This is a genomic window from Roseomonas gilardii, assembly GCF_001941945.1.
GTDB lineage: Bacteria > Pseudomonadota > Alphaproteobacteria > Acetobacterales > Acetobacteraceae > Roseomonas.
Map to the genome: position 1 here is coordinate 1,215,752 of NZ_CP015583.1, position 16,180 is coordinate 1,231,931.

At 71.2% G+C, this 16,180-nt stretch carries 17 protein-coding genes; 8 read left to right on the forward strand and 9 right to left on the reverse strand.

Annotation, left to right across the window (positions count from 1 at the left end; all coding sequences use genetic code 11):
- Positions 1 to 118: 118 nt before the first annotated feature.
- Positions 119 to 1,846, forward strand: a complete 1,728-nt coding sequence (gene poxB / locus RGI145_RS05370; RefSeq protein WP_075797550.1) for a ubiquinone-dependent pyruvate dehydrogenase — start codon at positions 119 to 121, stop codon at positions 1,844 to 1,846.
- 22 nt (positions 1,847 to 1,868) lie between these two features.
- Here poxB and RGI145_RS05375 read toward each other — a convergent pair whose 3' ends face one another.
- Genes RGI145_RS05375 through RGI145_RS24940 form a run of 3 tightly spaced genes read right to left on the reverse strand, consistent with a single transcriptional unit; the run spans position 1,869 to position 3,702 of the window.
- Positions 1,869 to 2,741 (reverse strand): metal ABC transporter permease, encoded by an 873-nt coding sequence (locus RGI145_RS05375; protein WP_075797551.1) that lies wholly within the window; start codon positions 2,739 to 2,741, stop codon positions 1,869 to 1,871.
- A 59-nt stretch (positions 2,742 to 2,800) separates the two neighbouring features.
- Positions 2,801 to 3,544, reverse strand: coding sequence for a metal ABC transporter ATP-binding protein (locus RGI145_RS05380; protein ID WP_418314494.1), 744 nt, complete (start codon positions 3,542 to 3,544; stop codon positions 2,801 to 2,803).
- Positions 3,541 to 3,702, reverse strand: coding sequence for a hypothetical protein (locus RGI145_RS24940; protein ID WP_156878443.1), 162 nt, complete (start codon positions 3,700 to 3,702; stop codon positions 3,541 to 3,543). The genes RGI145_RS05380 and RGI145_RS24940 overlap by 4 nt, the downstream gene beginning before the upstream one ends.
- A 65-nt stretch (positions 3,703 to 3,767) precedes the next feature.
- On the opposite strand from RGI145_RS24940, the gene RGI145_RS05385 reads away from it, so the two are divergent.
- The 3 genes from RGI145_RS05385 (at position 3,768) to RGI145_RS05400 (ending at position 6,985) form a co-directional block, all read left to right on the forward strand.
- Positions 3,768 to 5,162, forward strand: a complete 1,395-nt coding sequence (locus RGI145_RS05385) for a DUF445 domain-containing protein (RefSeq protein ID WP_237183213.1) — start codon at positions 3,768 to 3,770, stop codon at positions 5,160 to 5,162.
- A 96-nt stretch (positions 5,163 to 5,258) separates the two neighbouring features.
- On the forward strand, positions 5,259 to 6,599 hold the full coding sequence (locus RGI145_RS05395) for a YsnF/AvaK domain-containing protein (RefSeq protein ID WP_208863932.1): 1,341 nt from the start codon (positions 5,259 to 5,261) through the stop codon (positions 6,597 to 6,599).
- A gap of 158 nt (positions 6,600 to 6,757) precedes the next feature.
- Complete coding sequence (locus tag RGI145_RS05400) at positions 6,758 to 6,985, forward strand: hypothetical protein (protein WP_075797552.1); 228 nt, start codon at positions 6,758 to 6,760, stop codon at positions 6,983 to 6,985.
- Between the two features lie 34 nt (positions 6,986 to 7,019).
- Here RGI145_RS05400 and RGI145_RS05405 read toward each other — a convergent pair whose 3' ends face one another.
- The 5 genes from RGI145_RS05405 to RGI145_RS05425 form a co-directional block, all read right to left on the reverse strand.
- Positions 7,020 to 7,673: a phosphoribosyltransferase gene (locus RGI145_RS05405; RefSeq protein WP_075797553.1), complete on the reverse strand. Its 654-nt coding sequence runs from the start codon at positions 7,671 to 7,673 to the stop codon at positions 7,020 to 7,022.
- 45 nt (positions 7,674 to 7,718) lie between these two features.
- Positions 7,719 to 7,931, reverse strand: a complete 213-nt coding sequence (locus RGI145_RS05410) for a hypothetical protein (protein WP_075797554.1) — start codon at positions 7,929 to 7,931, stop codon at positions 7,719 to 7,721.
- 138 nt (positions 7,932 to 8,069) lie between these two features.
- Positions 8,070 to 8,999, reverse strand: a complete 930-nt coding sequence (locus RGI145_RS05415; RefSeq protein ID WP_083670445.1) for an alpha/beta fold hydrolase — start codon at positions 8,997 to 8,999, stop codon at positions 8,070 to 8,072.
- A gap of 81 nt (positions 9,000 to 9,080) precedes the next feature.
- Positions 9,081 to 9,599, reverse strand: coding sequence for a septal ring lytic transglycosylase RlpA family protein (locus tag RGI145_RS05420; protein WP_075797555.1), 519 nt, complete (start codon positions 9,597 to 9,599; stop codon positions 9,081 to 9,083).
- Between the two features lie 162 nt (positions 9,600 to 9,761).
- Entirely contained in the window at positions 9,762 to 10,847 is a 1,086-nt protein-coding gene (locus RGI145_RS05425; protein WP_083670447.1) for an aspartate-semialdehyde dehydrogenase, read from the reverse strand.
- Between the two features lie 388 nt (positions 10,848 to 11,235).
- Between RGI145_RS05425 and RGI145_RS05430 the strand changes: the two genes are divergently transcribed.
- From RGI145_RS05430 to RGI145_RS05445, 4 genes are all read left to right on the forward strand, one after another.
- On the forward strand, positions 11,236 to 11,592 hold the full coding sequence (locus RGI145_RS05430) for a RidA family protein (RefSeq protein ID WP_075797556.1): 357 nt from the start codon (positions 11,236 to 11,238) through the stop codon (positions 11,590 to 11,592).
- Between the two features lie 162 nt (positions 11,593 to 11,754).
- Positions 11,755 to 12,765: an NAD-dependent epimerase/dehydratase family protein gene (locus RGI145_RS05435; RefSeq protein WP_075797557.1), complete on the forward strand. Its 1,011-nt coding sequence runs from the start codon at positions 11,755 to 11,757 to the stop codon at positions 12,763 to 12,765.
- Between the two features lie 22 nt (positions 12,766 to 12,787).
- Complete coding sequence (locus tag RGI145_RS05440) at positions 12,788 to 13,933, forward strand: DegT/DnrJ/EryC1/StrS family aminotransferase (protein ID WP_075797558.1); 1,146 nt, start codon at positions 12,788 to 12,790, stop codon at positions 13,931 to 13,933.
- Positions 13,934 to 14,076: 143 nt separating this feature from the next.
- Positions 14,077 to 15,288 (forward strand): acyltransferase family protein, encoded by a 1,212-nt coding sequence (locus RGI145_RS05445; protein WP_075797559.1) that lies wholly within the window; start codon positions 14,077 to 14,079, stop codon positions 15,286 to 15,288.
- A gap of 70 nt (positions 15,289 to 15,358) precedes the next feature.
- On the opposite strand, the gene RGI145_RS05450 is transcribed toward RGI145_RS05445, so the two are convergent.
- Entirely contained in the window at positions 15,359 to 16,030 is a 672-nt protein-coding gene (locus RGI145_RS05450) for a carbonic anhydrase (protein WP_075797560.1), read from the reverse strand.
- Positions 16,031 to 16,180 lie beyond the last annotated feature (150 nt).

A 16,180-nucleotide genomic window follows, 5' to 3' on the forward strand; every position in this document is an offset into this window, starting at 1 on the left:
GCCGCCGGGGAGTGGGGCCGCGCCCGGCGAATGGCTGCGTGGAATCGACTCTTCCAGATGAATATTTCCCGCCGCCTCTGGTGTTGTCCTGCCGATTGACACCAGCGGGAGCGACACCATGGCGAGTGCGAGCGTGGCCGATCTTTTCGCCGAGACCCTGCAGGGCATCGGCGTCCGGCGGATCTACGGGGTGGTGGGCGACAGCCTGAACGGGATCACCGAGGCGCTGCGCCAACGCGGCGAGATCGACTGGGTGCATGTGCGGCACGAGGAGGCCGCCGCCTTCGCCGCCGGGGCCGAGGCGCAGCTCACCGGCACGCTGGCGGTTTGCGCCGGTTCCTGCGGTCCGGGCAACCTGCATCTGATCAACGGCCTCTTCGACTGCAACCGCACCCGTGTGCCGGTTCTGGCCATCGCCGCGCATATCCCGAGCGCCGAGATCGGCTCCGGCTATTTCCAGGAGACGCATCCGGAGAACCTGTTCCGCGAATGCAGCGTCTATTGCGAGATGGCCTCCAGCCCCGAGCAGATGCCGCGCGTGCTGGACAACGCGATCCGCGCCGCGGTGGGGCAACGCGGCGTGGCGGTGGTGGTGATCCCGGGCGACGTGGCGATGAAGCCCGCCATCGCGCCCGCCACGACCACGGCGCTGCTGCCGATGGCACCCGTGGTCCGCCCGGCGGAAGGGCCGCTGGAGGCGCTGGCCGAGATGCTGAACGGTGCCTCGAAGGTCACGCTGCTCTGCGGGCGCGGCTGCCGCGACGCGCATGGCGCCCTGCTGCAACTGGCGGAGGTGCTGAAGTCGCCGATCGTCCACGCGCTCGGTGGCAAGGAATTCGTCGAGTACGACAATCCCTATGATGTCGGCATGACCGGGCTGATCGGCTTCTCCTCGGGCTATCACGCCATGGAGAATTGCGAGGCCCTGCTGATGCTGGGCACCGACTTCCCGTACCGGCAGTTCTATCCGCAGAAGGCGAAGATCGCCCAGGTCGATATCCGCCCCGAGAATCTGGGCCGCCGCACACGGCTGGACCTGGGGCTGGTCGGCGATGTCGGCACCACCATCGCGGCGCTGCTGCCGCGGCTGGTGGAGAAGCGGGACCGCCGCTACCTCGACTCCTGCCTCGCGCACTACCGCAAGGCGCGGGAGGGGCTGGACGAGCTGGCCCAGGGGAAGCCGGGGGAGGGGGTGATCCACCCTCAGCACCTCGCCCGCGTGCTGAGCGAGCAGGCGGCGGAGAACGCCATCTTCACCGCCGATGTCGGCACGCCCACGATCTGGGCGGCGCGCTACCTGAAGATGAACGGGCGGCGGCGCCTGATCGGCTCCTGGGTGCACGGCTCCATGGCCAACGCGCTGCCCCAGGCGATCGGCGCGCAATGCGCCTTCCCGCAGCGGCAGGTCATCTCCTTCTCCGGCGATGGCGGTTTCACCATGCTGATGGGCGACCTGCTGACCCTGCGGCAGCAGAAGCTGCCGGCCAAGGTCGTGGTGTTGAACAACGGCACGCTGGGCTTCGTGGAGCTGGAGATGAAGGCCGCCGGGCTGCTGGAAACCGGCGTGTCGCTGGAGAACCCGGATTTCGCCGCCGTGGCGCGGGCCTGCGGCATCCCCGCCCGCCGGGTCACCGATCCCGGCGAGCTGGAGGCGGCGGTGCGGGATGTGCTGGCGGAGGAAGGCCCCGCGCTGCTGGACGTGGTGAGCAACCGGCAGGAACTGGCTATCCCGCCGAAGATCACGGCGGAGCAGATGAAGGGCTTCGGCCTCTTCGCGCTGAAGGCGGTGATGAGCGGCCGCGGCAGCGAGATCCTGGACCTCGCGCGCAGCAATCTCCGTCTCTGACGGAAGGGCGGCGGCGCCCCGGCTACCCCGCCAGGTGGCGCCGCCGCAGCAACCGGGCCAACAGACCGTCCACCGGCCCCGCGATCACCGAGACGGCCCAGAGGCAGCCCGCCACCAGCACGATGGCCGGGCCGGTCGGGACATCGAGGTGATAGGAGAGCAGCAGCCCCGCCGTGGAGGCCATGGCCGCCAGCAGCACCGAGGCGCGAGCCAGCCCGCCGATCTGCCGCGACCAGTGGCGCGAGGCGACGGCGGGCAGCATCATCAGCCCCACCGCCATCAGCGTGCCCAGCGCCTGGAAGGCTGCCAGCACGTTCAGCACCACCAGCGCCAGGAAGAGCATGTGCCAGGCCCCGCCATGCGCCCTCTGCGCGGCGGCGAACTGGGGGTCGAAGCATTCCAGCACCAGCGGCCGCCAGGCGGGGGCCAGGGCGAGCAGGGTCAGGGTGGCGACCCCCGCCATCATCAGCAGGGCGTCGTCATCCACCCCCAGCACGCTGCCGAAAAGCAGGTGGGTAAGGTCCACCGCCCCGCCGCGCACGGAAACCATGGCGACGCCCAGCGCCAGAGCGAGGAGATAGAGCGCGGCCAGGGTCGCATCCTCCCGCCCCCCCGTGGCGCGGGACAGCGCGCCCGCGCCGAGCGCCACGCCCAGCCCCGCCACCAGCCCGCCCAGGGACATGGCCGTGACCGAGAGGCCGGCGACCCAGAAGCCCGCCGCCACGCCGGGCAGGATGCCATGCGCCAGCACGTCGGCGGAAAGGCTCATCCGGCGCAGCATCAGGAAGACGCCGAGCGGCGGCGCGGCGAGGCTGAGTGCCAGGCAGCCGATCAGCGCCCGGCGCAGGAAGCCGAATTCGACGAAGGGCGAGAAGAGCAGGTCATAGGCGCTCATGCCGGGGGCAGGGTCCCGGCCGGCGGCGTGGCGGAAAGGCGCATGGCGTCAGGCGGGCCTCAGGCGGCGACGGGACGGTCGCAGGCCTCGGCATCCTGGTCCCAGCCCTCCGCCATCATCCGGGCGCGCAGGCGGTTCTGCGCGGTCAGCACCGCCTCGGTCGGCCCCCAGGCCACGGCCTCCCGCGCCAGCAGAAGGCAGTCCGGGAATTCCCGGCGCACGAGGTCCATGTCGTGCAGCACGGCGAGGATGGTGCGCCCCTGGCCGTGCCAGTCCCGGACCAGGCGCAGCAGGTCCGCGGCTGTGCGGGCGTCCACGGCGTTGAAGGGCTCGTCGAGCAGGATCACCGGCGCGTCCTCGACCAGCAGGCGCGCGAAGAGCAGGCGCTGGAACTGGCCGGCGGAAAGGTTGCCCACCGGGCGCCGGCCGAAGCCGTCCAGCCCGACCGCCGCCAGGGCTTCCGCGGCACGATCCCGGTCGGCGGCGGAGGCGCCGCGCAGGGCGCCCAGGCGCGGCCAGTGCCCGAGCATGGCGACGTCGAGGCAGGTGATCGGAAAGGAACGGTCCAGCGAGGTCATCTGCGGCAGCAGGGCGATGCGGCCGCAATCGCGCTCCACCCGGCCCTCGCTGGGGGTGTGCAGCCCGGCGATGGCGCGCAGCAGGGTCGTCTTGCCGGCGCCATTCGGCCCGACCACGGCGGTCAGGCTGCCTTCCGGAAAGAGGCCGTTCACGTGGTGCACCGCCGGCCGGCGTTCATGCGCCACCGTCAGGTCACGGAGGCGGATGCCGCCCACGGCACTCACGACAGGCCTCCCGCCACGGGGGCAGCTTCGCCCGGCATGGGCCCGTCGGACATGGCCCAGGCGACCCCCAGCCACAGCAGCCCGGACAGGCCGATGGCCAGAATCAGGCGAGGGGCGACACCGGTGGACAGGGCAAGCGGATCGGGCAGGCGGACCATACGTTATTACATAACATCCTGAGGGCACTGGACAAGCGCTTCCGTCACCGCCAATTCCGCGCCCTATGCAGGACAGCCCCGCTCCCCCCACCGCGCCTTTCCCGGTTGGAGAGGACGCCGTCCCGCCGCCGGAAACCTCGGCCGCCGCGTCTGCTCCCCCGTCTGCTCCCCCGTCTGCTCCCCCACTGGCGGCGGGCGAGGACGAGCTGCGCCGCCGGCTGCGGCGCCACAAGGCCCTGGCGGGCGGGCTGCTGCTGGTCATGGCGGCGCTGACGGTGGGGGCCTATGCCCTGCCGCCCGGCTGGTGGACCGACCTGTTGCAGGCCAGCGCCAAGGCCGGGCTGGTGGGCGGCATCGCCGACTGGTTCGCGGTCACGGCGCTGTTCCGTCACCCGCTGGGCCTGCCGATCCCGCACACCGCCATCATCCCGCGCCAGAAGGAGCGCCTCGGCGCCGCGCTGGGCCGCTTCGTGGCGGAGCATGTCTTCACCGAGCGGGAGGTCGCGAAGGTCATCGCCCGGCTCGATCTCGCCGGTGTGATCCGCAATGTCCTGGCCGACGAGGCGACGACGCGGCCGGCCGCGCGGGCCATCGCCGCCTCCGTGCCGCGCCTTCTCGCCAATGTGCAGGAGGGAAGGGCGCAGAAGCTGATGCTGCGCATCCTGCCACGCCTTGCCGACGGCCCCGCCGCCACGAAGCTCCTGGCCCATGCGCTGCGCACGCTGGTCGAGGGTGGCAAGCACCGTGACGTCTTCGCCTTGGCGTTGGGCGAGATCCGCGAGGTGCTGCGGAACAAGGAGCATTCCCTGCGCGAGGAGGTGGAGAAGCGCGTCCGCGAGCAGGGCGGCTCCGTGGTCGGCTGGGTGGCGGGGGCCTATCTCGCCAAGCGCGTGGTCACGGCGGTGAACGGCGCGCTGGACGAGGCGCTGAATTCCGAGAACGCGGAAAGCGGGCTGCGCGCCGCCTTCGACGAATGGGTGATGCGGGAGCTGGACCGGCTGGAGCACGACCCGCAGCGCGCCGCCCAGATCGGGGCGGCGCTGCGCTCGGCCCTGCGCCATGGCGTGGTGGCGGGCTGGCTGGACGATGCCTGGCACCGGGTGCGCTGGGCGGCGGAGCTGGATGCCGCCAATCCCGACGGAAGGCTGGCGGCCCTGGCGCGGGCCGCGCTGGACAATGCGGGCCAGGTGCTGGCCGAGGACTCCGGCGCCCGCGCCCGGGTGAACGCGGCCGTGGAGCGGATGCTGCTGGCGCTGTTGCCTTCCGCCCGGCAGCGCCTGTCCGGCTTCGTGGCCGAGGTCGTCAGCGGCTGGGACGCGCGGACCGTGACGGACCGGATCGAGCTGCGGGTCGGACGCGACCTGCAGTTCGTGCGGATCAACGGCACGGTGGTGGGCTTCCTGGTCGGCGGCGCGCTTTTCGCGCTGCTGAGCGCCATCGCGGGGCACGTGGCCTTCTGAGGCGGGCATCACGGCAGCGTCATTCCGGGACGAACGGGCGGCCTAAACCCGCGCCGCGGGGCGGGCGTTAAGACACCAGCCCCGAGGGAGACCACGATGTCCGGCAGAATTCCGGAAACAGTGGCTGTGCCCGTCGCTGAAGAAAAACTCACGGTCACCAAGCAGGACGTGGAAACGGCGCGCGTTCGCGTGTCGCTGAAGACGGAAACCTTGCAGGACGTGGTCCGGGAAACCTTGCGCGGCCGTCGCGTGGAGGTGGAACGGGTCCCGATCGGGCGGGAAGTGGACCATGTGCTCGAAAGCAGGGTGGAGGACGGAGTCGTCATCATTCCTGTCGTCGAGGAGATCCTCGTGGTCGAGAGGCGGCTGGTCCTCAAGGAGGAGGTCCGGCTCCGCTACGTGAATACGACCGAAGCCGTGGAGTATCCGCTGACGCGCCGCAGCCAGTCGGCGGTGATCGAACGGGTGGAGGCCGGCGAGGCCGACCCTGCCCGGAGCGTTCTGCAAGACCCAGCATCGACAAAGGAAGGAGAGCCCAGAATGACCCGCACCCTTACCGGCCTGTTCGACACCCGACAGGAAGCCGACGCGGTCGTCGAGCACCTGTTGCGACACGATGGAATCGACCGCAGCCATGTCAGGGTCTACGCGGTCGACGCAGATACGGCGTCGGGATACCGACCGGCGGACGACAAGGGCTTCTGGGCCTCCCTGCGGGACCTCTTCGTGCCCGATGACGAGCGGGCGACCTATTCCGAGGGCCTGCGGCGGGGTGGCGTCATTGTCTCGGCCGAGGTGCCGGAACAGATCATGGATCATGCCTCCGATGTCTTCGAAAGCCATGGCGCCGTCGATCTGGATGCCCGGGAGGCCGAGTGGCGCAGCCAGGGCTGGAGCGGCACCAGCGAGGGCATGGTGATGGGCGACGCCACGACGTCGCTGCCACAGGCCCCCGCCGCCACGGCAGGCATGGGCACGATGCCGGCGGCTGCCGCCATGTCCACCTCGGACATGACCGGCACGGCGCGCATCGCCGGGGATGGCAGCGAGGATGTCATCCCGATCGTCGAGGAGCAGATCCGCATCGGCAAGCGAGACATGGAGCATGGGCGCGTCCGCGTCCGCTCCTATGTCGTCGAGACGCCGGTCAGCGAGGACGTGACCCTGCGCGAGGAACATGTCGAGGTGCAGCGCCGCGCGGTGGACCGGCCCGTGTCCGACGCCGACCGCATGTTCGAGGAGCGGACGATCGAGGCGACCGAGCATGGCGAGGAAGCGGTCGTTGCCAAGGAGGCGCGGGTGAAGGAAGAGGTGGTCATCCGCAAGAGTGCGACGGAGCATACGGAAACGGTGAAGGACACGGTCCGCCGCACGGAAGTGGATGTGACCGACGACAGGACGCCCACTTCCTCCGTTCCTCATCGCGACCCCGGCTAGCGCCTGAGCCCTCCAGGCCCGCTTGGCACCAGCCAGTGTCCGCGGGTCCGGGGCGACGTCCCAGCCTGTCACGGCGGAAAGGCCCCGGAGACGATCCGGGGCCTTTCCGTCATCACGCGTTCTTGATTTCCAGGTTTCGCGGCTGATAGGCTGCCTGCATGAGCACCTATCGCGCCTGCGCCATTGCCGGCAGGGTTGTCATGATCCACGACATGGACGACCGGACGGCCATCTCGGAACTCGAAGCCGATCAGGCCGGATTGTTGTTGCAGCAACTGGAGATCGCCCTGCGCGCCGTGTTGCGGCAGGACACCGGCTATCCGGAGGCCGGCATGCCATCGGTCCTCGGCCATTTGCCCGGCGGCGGGTCTTCCGGGGAGGGCTGACACCGGTTGGCCATCCATCCCGGCGCCGGTTCCGTCATCGGTCCTCCTTGCGGCCGGCACGGTGCAGCAGGTCGATGACCTCCGCATCCTCCGTCTGCGTGAAGTCCTCGTAGAAACGCCCGACTGCCCCTAATGCATGCGGCTGCAACAGGACCACGGCCTCGTCACAGAGCGGCACCAGCGCGGCGACAGCCTCGGGCGGCGCGACGGGAACTGCCATGACTCGACGCCCGGCCCCTGAGCCCTGCAGGGACTGCAAAGCCACCCGCATCGTGGCCCCGGTGGCGATGCCGTCATCCACCAGGATGACGCTGCGGCCCGGGATGACGGGCAGGGGCCGGTTCGGTGCATAGGCGGCACGCCGGCGGGCGATCTCGGCGAGTTGCATGGCGAGGATGCGGCTGACCTCCTGGTCGGACACGCCAAGTTCGCGCCGGATATCCTCGTTGATCACCTGCCCCGGCGGGTCGCCGTCCACGACGGCGCCCAGGGCGAGTTCGGGAAACCCCGGTGCCGGAAGCTTCCGGACCATGACGAGGTCCAGCGGCGCATCCAGCACTCGCGCAATTTCGTAGCCCACGGGCACTCCGCCCCGCGGCAAGGCGAGTACGAGTGGCCGCGGCAGGTCCAGCGCTCGCAGCCGTTCCGCCAGTTGCCGTCCGGCGTCCCGCCGGTCGCGGAAAACCATGGAAGAGCCTCCGGCGGCGCCCTGCGCCGCGCTTCCCGCCGAGGGCTACATGGTGACGGGCGGCACCTGGGGCGATGGCCCCGGCGGCGGGGTGATGTCCGGGCCGGGGCCGGGATTCGGTCCGTCGGGTTCCGGTGGCATGGGCGGCGCGGGTTCCTCGGGCGGCAGGGGCGGAACGGGCGCGCCGGGCGGCAGGCCCGGTTCGGGGATGGGATTGCCGCCGGGCTGCGGACCGGGGCTCGATGCGATCGGGGACATGGCGGTCCTCCCTCTTCGACGATGCGGTGGCCGGTGCGCTGGCGCCGGCCGCCTTCCCCGAAGCAACGTCCCGGGGGCCGTCCCGGTTCGCCCGGGACCCGGGAAAGGGGAGCAGGAAAGAGAGAGGCGCGGCCCCGGTCAGCCGCGACGGGTGGCGGGCGGCAGGAAGGCCAGGAGTTCCCGCAGCGTATCCTCCGGGCATTCCTCCTGCGGCGTATGGCCGCAGTCCAGCGGCCGGCCCCGCACGTCGAGCGCCTTCTCGCGCCAGGTCTCCAGCACGTCATACAGCGCGCCGACCGTGCCGCGCCCGCCCCAGAGCGCCAGCAGAGGCGCCCGGACGCGGCTCCCGGCATCGGCGGCGTCGTGCTCCAGGTCGATGCCGGCGGCGGCGCGGTAGTCCTCGCAGATGGCGTGGATGGTGGCCGGGTCGCGATAGGGGCGGAGGTATTCCTGGATCACGGCCTCCGGCGTGGCGCCGGGGATCTTCACCTGCCCCTCGATATGCTTGCGCAGGAAGAATTCCGGATCGGCGCCGATCATGCGCTCCGGCAGCGGGTGCGGCTGGATCAGGAAGAACCACCAGAAATAGCGGGTGGCGAATTCCTTGTCCGTGCGGGCGTACATCGTGGCGGTGGGCGCGATGTCGAGGACGGCGATGCGCTCCACCGCCTCGGCATGGTCCAGCGCCATGCGGTGCGCGACCCGCCCGCCCCGGTCATGCCCGACCACGGCGAAGCGGCGGTGCCCCAGGGCGCGCATCACCGCCACCTGGTCCGCCGCCATGGCGCGCTTGCTGTAGTTCACGTGCCGCGCGCCGCCTTCCGGCTTGCCGGAATCGCCGTAGCCGCGCAGGTCGGTGGCGACCACGGCATAGCCCGCCTCGGCAAGGGCGGGGCCGACATGGCGCCAGGTCACCAGCGTCTGCGGATGGCCGTGCAGCAGCAGGACGGGATAGCCCGCGCCGCGCGTGGCGGCGCGGATGCGCAGCCCGGGCGGCACATGCGCCGTGCCGGCCGGAATCTCCACATCCTCGATGCGGAAGCGGGGCATCCACTGGGTATCGGTCATGGCGCGGCACCTCCTTGCGGCACGATCCTCGGCCCTGAGCGGCGGGGTGTCACCCCATGCGCTTCGGCGGAGCGGAGGGGCTCAGCGGGCCGGGGTCACATAGGCCTTGCGCCCGGACAGGCCGCTGCCTTGGCCGATGCGGATGCCGCCATCGGCCTGCGGCACGGCGAGCGGGGCCACCTCCACGCGGATGACGCTGGTGCCGCGCATGCCGAGCTGCCGCGCCACCATGGGGCTGACGTTCAGGATGCGGTCGCCCCGGCGGGGGAAACGGTCGCGCACCGCGACGATCGTGCTGCGGCGGTTGCGCAGGTTGGTGACGCGGGCGGTGGCGCCGAGCGGCAGGTCGCTGCTGGCCACGCTGTTGGACTGCGGATCGAAGGGTGCACCATTGGCCATGCGGCGCCCGGCGAGGTTCGGCGCGAAGACCGAGGCCTCGCCCCGGCGGATCTCGCCCGAGCGGTCGGGGGCGGGGAGCATGCCCTCCGGCACGGCGGTCTGCGCCATGGCGGGGAAGGCGGCCAGCAGCAGGGAAAGGGCCGCCATCGCGGGCACCAGGGATCGCCGCCGCCCGGAAAGGGACGGACGCCAGCTCCACATCGTCAAGACTCCGGAATGGTACGAAACCCGGAATGCTATGGCGCGCGGGAAAGGTCGAGAGGCCGGGCGGAACTCTCCGCCCGCCTCACCCGATCGCGAAGCCGGCGTGGCATCGCGGGCAGGGTAGGCGGAAGAGCGGTGGCCCTTCCGCCTGCCGCCTTTTCAGCCGCGGCGCAGCAGGCGCTCGGCGATCTGCACGGCGTTCAGGGCGGCACCCTTCAGCAACTGGTCGCCGGCCACGAAGAGGGCCAGGGTGCGGCCGGACGGGTCGCCCAGGTCGCGGCGGATGCGGCCGACCAGCACGTCGTCCTGCCCCGAGGCCTCGGAGGGCATCGGGAAGTGGTTGCGGGCGCGGTCGTCCACCAGCTTCAGCCCCGGCGCGTCGGCGAGCAGGGCGCGGGCTTCCTCCGGCGTCACCACCTCGTCGAACTCCACATGCAGCGCCATGGCATGGGCGCGCAGGACGGGCACGCGGATGCAGGTGATGCCGACCGGCAGGTCGGGCGTGCCGAGGATGCGGCGGGTTTCCGCCACGACCTTCTGCTCCTCGCCGTTGTAGCCGCTTTCCTCGTCCATCTCCGCGTTGTGGCTGAAGAGGTTGAAGGCATAGGGATGCGGCAGGACCTTGGGCTCGAAGGCCTCGCCGCGCAGATAGGCGGCGGTGGACTGGCGCAGTTCCTCCATCGCCGCGGCGCCGGCGCCGGAGGCGGCCTGGTAGGTCGCGGCGGTCAGGCGGCGGATCGGATGCGCGCGGTGCAGCGGGGCCAGCGCCACGGTGGCGATGGCGGCGACGCAGTTCGGGTTGGCGATGATGCCGGCATGATCCGCCATGCTCTCCGCATTCACCTCGGGCACCACCAGCGGCACGTCGGCGCGCATGCGGAAGGCGGAGGAATTGTCCACCACCACGGCGCCGGCCTGGACCGCGACGGGGGCGTACTGCTTGGAGACGCCGCTGCCGGCGGAGAAGAGGGCGATGTCCACGCCCTGGAAGCTGTCGGGGCCGAGCGCCTCGATCACCAACTCCTGGCCCCGGAAGCGCATCTTCTGTCCGGCGGAACGGGGGGAGGCCAGCAGCTTCAGCGAGGCGACGGGGAAGTTCCGCGCCTCCAGGCAGTTCAGCAGTTCGACGCCGACGGCGCCGGTGGCCCCGACGATCGCGACCACGGGCGCCACCATGGGCGCACGGAGATCCGCAGGTCGGTTCGGGGCGTCGCTCGGCGCTTCGAGGGAAAGGTCCAGGCTCATGGGGGTTCTGGTCTCTGTGTGGAGGCCAGCGGGCGGGAGCCTGTTTCGGGGCCCCGCCGCTGCCGGCGGGGTCCTCGGGGTTCTGCTATGCCGTCGTGATCGCCGCACGCACGCCCGAGGACGCCCCGCCAGGGGACGTCTTTTTGGTCGTAATGCGCTTGAGCGAGGTCATGGGCACGGCGGGGACGCTACGGAGCCGTCACGGTGCTGTCCACGGGAAAAGCCATGTGCCCATCGCGGGGCAGGGCAGCCCGGCCGCCGCCCCGACCGCCGTGCCGGTCCGGAACGGCGGGAGCGGGCGCCCGGCGAATTCGTGCCATGGGGGGCTGGCGCGCCGTCGCGTCCCGCGCATGCTGGGGGTGCCATTCATGCCCGGGAGCACGCCACCATGACCATCCGACGCTTGGCCGGGGAAGCCCGCCTGTCCGGTGCCACCATCGGTGGCGGGCTGATCTTCCTGGCGGGGCAGGTGGCGGACGACGCCACGCTCGACGCCGAGGGGCAGACCGCCGACATCCTGGCGCAGATCGACGCGCTGCTGGCCGAGGCCGGGACCGACAAGCGGGCGCTGCTGTCCATCACCGTGGTGCTGACGGACATTGCCGATGCCCCGGCCATGAACCGGGCCTGGGACCGCTGGCTCGACCCGGGGGCCAAGCCGGCGCGCATGACCATCCAGGCGCCGCTGGTCGATCCGGCCTGGAAGGTGGAGATCACCGGCGTCGCCCTGGCGCCGGCCGCATGACGGGCCTTCCGGTCCGGAAGCGGCCCTTTTCGCCTCCGGACCGCCGCAATCGCGCCAGCACCTTGCCCCGGGGCAGGACGAGGATCGCCGAGACATGACGCTTCGCCACCGCCAACCCGCCGGGGTCCGCCCGGCCATCGCGCCGTGCCGAAGGACGAGGCCATGAGCACGGCCTCCTCCTGGCGCGGCCGCCGCGCCGTCGTCACCGGCGGGGCCGGCTTCCTCGGCGCCAATCTCTGCCATGCCCTTTCCGCCGCCGGGGCGGAGGTGCTGGCCATCGACGCGATGCTGCCCGGGATGGGCGCGCATCCGGGCAATCTGGAGGGAAGCGGCGCCCGGCTGCTGCAAGGCGACCTGCGCGATCCGGCGCTGGACCTGGAGGGCGCCCTGCGCGGGGCGGACGCGCTGTTCAACTGCGCCGCCCAGACCTCCCATGCCGGCAGCATGCGCGAGCCCCTGCCGGACCTGGAGATCAACGCCACCGCGCAGCTCCGCCTGATCGAGGCGCTGCGCCAGGCCGCGCCGCGGGCGGTGGTGGTGCATGCCTCGACCCGCCAGTTCTATGGCCGCCCGCAATACCTGCCAGTGGATGAGCGGCACCCGATCGTCCCGCCCGATGCCAACGGCGTCTCCAAATTCGCCGGCGAGCAGTACTGGCTGCTGGAAGGCCGCGTGCAGGGGCGGCCCGTCACCTCGCTGCGCCTCACCAACTGCTACGGCCCCCGGCTGCGCATCCGCGACGCGCGGCAGACCTTCCTCGGCATCTGGATCCGCCGGGTGCTGGAGGGCGAGCCCTTCGAGGTCTGGGGTGGCGAGCAGCTCCGCGACCTCGCCTATGCCGATGACGTGGTGGCGGCTTTCCTGGCGGCGGCGGAGACCCTGCTGGGCGCGGCGCCGGAGCGTTGCGCCGGGCAGGCCTTCAACCTCGGCGGCGACGCCCCGGTCTCGCTGCTGCGGCTGGCGGAGCTTCTGGTGGACGCCGCCGGGCAGGGGAGCTACGAGATCCGCTCCTTTCCGCCCGACCGGGCGGCCATCGATATCGGGTCCTACCATGCCGACGACAGCGCGTTCCGGGAAGCGACGGGCTGGGTCCCGCGCGTGCCCCTGGCCGAAGGGCTGCGCCGCAGCGTCGAATGGTTCCGGCCCCGCCTCGCCGACTACACCCCATCCTGATCGCATCTGAGGAAGACCCCGGATGAACGTGCCCGACCTCCTGGTGCCGCAAGCCGATCCCGGCGCCGGCTACCGCGCGCAGAAGGCGGAGATCGACGCGGCGGTGATGCGCGCGCTCGAATCCGGCTGGTACATCCTGGGCCAGGAGGGCAAGGGCTTCGAAAGCGAGTTCGCCGCCTGGCTCGGGCGTGGCCAGGGCGCCGCGCAGCACGCGATCGGCTGCGCCAACGGCACGGACGCGCTGGCGCTGGTCCTGCGCGGCCTGGGTATCGGCGAGGGCTGCACGGTCGCCACCGTGTCCCACACCGCCGTCGCCACCGTGGCGGCGATCGAGATGGCCGGTGCGACGCCGCTGCTGCTCGACATCGACCCGGATACCTACACCATGGATGCGGACGAGCTGGTGGCCGTGCTGGAGGAGCCGCCGCCCGGCCTGCCGCCGATCCGCGCCGCCATCGCCGTGCATCTCTATGGCCAGGCCTGCGACCTCGCCCCGATGCTGGAGGCCTGCCGCGGCGCGGGCGTGGCGCTGATCGAGGACTGTGCCCAGGCCCATGGCGCGACGCTGGGCGGGCGCAGGCTGGGCACGATCGGGGATGCCGCGGCCTTCAGCCTCTATCCGACCAAGAATCTCGGTGCGCTGGGCGATGGCGGCGTGATCGCCACCGCTGATCCGCAGCTCGCCGAGAAGATCGGGGCGATCCGGCAGTATGGCTGGCGTTCCCGCTATGTCTCCGACCTCACGGGGGTGAACTCGCGGCTGGACGAGGTGCAGGCTGCCATCCTGCGCGCCCGCCTGCCCAGGCTGGACGCCAACAATGCCCGCCGGCGGGAGATCGCGGGGGCCTATGATGCGGCGCTGGAGGGCGGCGCGCTGGCGCCGCCGCTGCGGCGCGAGGGCGCCACGCATGTCTTCCACCAGTATGTGCTGCGAAGCGCGGAGCGCGACCTGCTGCAGGGCCGGCTGCGCGCGCAGGGGATCGGCACGGGCATCCACTATCCCGTGCCGGTGCATCTCCAGCCGGCCTATCGCGGCCGCATCGCCCTGGGCCCGGCGCGCTGCGCCGAGACCGAAGCCACGGCGCGCGAGGTGCTGAGCCTGCCGATGTTCCCCGAGCTCAGCGACGCGCAGGTCGAGCGCGTCTGCGGCGCGCTGCGGGAACTCTGATCGTCCCGCTGGAGTTTCCGGCGGAGGGAGAGCCGCCGCCGAGCATGACTGTCTTGTAATGTATCAAAAACTGTAACTTCGCTCCATATCTGGATACTATCGCCGCGGCGGAAACGCCGCACCGGATAGGGACGGGGGAAGGGATGCCGCAGGGAGGAAAGGGACGGCGCTTCGTCGTCCTCGACAGCTGGCGCGGCATCTGCGCGCTGATGGTCGCGCTCTTCCACTTCACGGTGCGCGGGCATTACGTGGCCTCGTCCTTCGGCGCCCATGCCTTCCTCTTCGTCGATTTCTTCTTCGTGCTGAGCGGCTTCGTCATGGCCCAGGCCTATGGCGACCGGCTGGACGGCCCCGCCTCGGCACGGGATTTCCTGATCCGCCGCATCGGCCGCGTCTGGCCCCTGCACGTCTTCATGCTGCTGGCCCTGATCGGGCTGGAACTGGTGAAGCTCCGGCTGTCCCACGGCGCGGAGGGGGTGGAGAACGCCGCCTTCACCGGCCGGACGGCGGCCTCCCTGATCCTGCCCAATGCGCTGTTGCTGCATTCCCTGGGCTTCCTGCGGATCGATGCCTGGAATATCCCGAGCTGGTCGATCAGCGTGGAGATGGCGGCCTATCTGGCCTTCGCCGCGGGAATGCTGGGCTTCCGCCGCGTCTTCGCCGGCTTCGCCGTCGCGATGGTGGCGGGCTCGACGGCTGTGCTGCTGGCCTTCACACCACACGACCTGAACGTCTCCTATGATTTCGGCTTGTTCCGCTGCCTCGGCGGGTTCTTCCTGGGCTGCCTGGCCCATGCGGCCTGGAGCCGGTGGAAGGCGCCATCCCTGCCGCCGCGCCTCCATGACGCCCTGGAGATCGGGGCGGTGGCGCTGATGGCGGTCTTCCTGGGCTTCGCCCAGGGCATCCTGGCCTTCCTGGCGGCGCCGCTTTTCGCCCTGCTGGTCTGCCTCTTCGCCGGGGAGCGCGGCGTGGTGTCGCGGCTGCTGCGCAGCGCGCCGCTGGTGCTGCTGGGGATGCTGTCCTACTCGATCTACCTCGTGCATTTCCCGGTCTTCGATGCCACGGCCAAGGCGCTTTCGGTGCTCCAGAACCGGACGGGCCTTTCCCTGCTCGGCACCTGGCAGACCGCGGATGGGCGCGTGCTGGTCGGGCTCGACTTCGGTACGCCCTGGCTGATGGATCTCGTTTCCGCCGGACTGCTGGCCGTGACGGTGCTGCTGGCCCTGCTGACCTACCGCTTCGTCGAGGTCCCAGGGCGGCGCCTCTTCGCCCGGCTGGCGGCGGGGCGAGGCGGGCGGGCGGCGGTCCCGGCGATCGTGCCGGAAGAGCAGCCCGCGCCGGGGCAGGTGGCCTGAAGCAGCCTCCCGCGCGGACGGAGTCTTCGGCCGCCGCGCAGGAGGCGGCTGGCCGGGACGCCGGCCTGCCTTATGCCACCCGGCGCTCCGCGGCGGTCACGGCCACGGGCATCTCCGCCCCCTCGGCCACCTCCACGAACCGCTCCTTTTCTCCGTCCAGGGCCAGCAGGCCGCCGGTCTCCAGGTCGAAGAACCATCCGTGCAGCGTCATCTCCCCCCGCGCCAGCCGGGCGGCGACGGAGGCATGGGTGCGCAGGTGGTTGAGCTGCAGGGCCACGTTCTCCATGGCCAGGGCGCGGGCGGCGGCCTTGCTTTCCAGATCCGGATAGGATTCGCAGACGACGCAGCGCGCCGCATCGGCATGGCGCAGCCAGGCCTGCACGTTGGGCATGCTCTTCAGGGAATCCGGCTGCAGCAGAGCCTTCATGGCGCCGCAGTCGGAATGGCCGCAGATGACGATGTCGCGCACGCCCAGCACCACCACCGCATATTCGATCGAGGCGGAAACACCGCCGGTGAACTGCGCCGTGGGCGGCACGATGTTCCCGGCATTGCGGCAGACGAAGATCTCGCCCGGGCCGGACTGCATGATCTCCTCCGGGATCACACGGCTGTCGGCGCAGGAGATGACCAGGGCCTTCGGCTGCTGTCCGTTTTGCGCCAGGTGGCGGTAAAGATCGCCGTGGCGGGGGAAGACCTCGGTGCGAAAGCGCGAGGCGCTGGTGATCACGGAACTCGGCATTGGAAGTCTCCTGTTGGGCGGAGGAACATGAACGCAGACATGAGCGTTTTGTCATGTTTGATTCGGGCCAACGGACCGGGATTTACCGTGCTGCAACATAGACTTCGCGTGAGGCTCTCCGAGCCGTCGTAAAATCCTTTCTCTTCAATC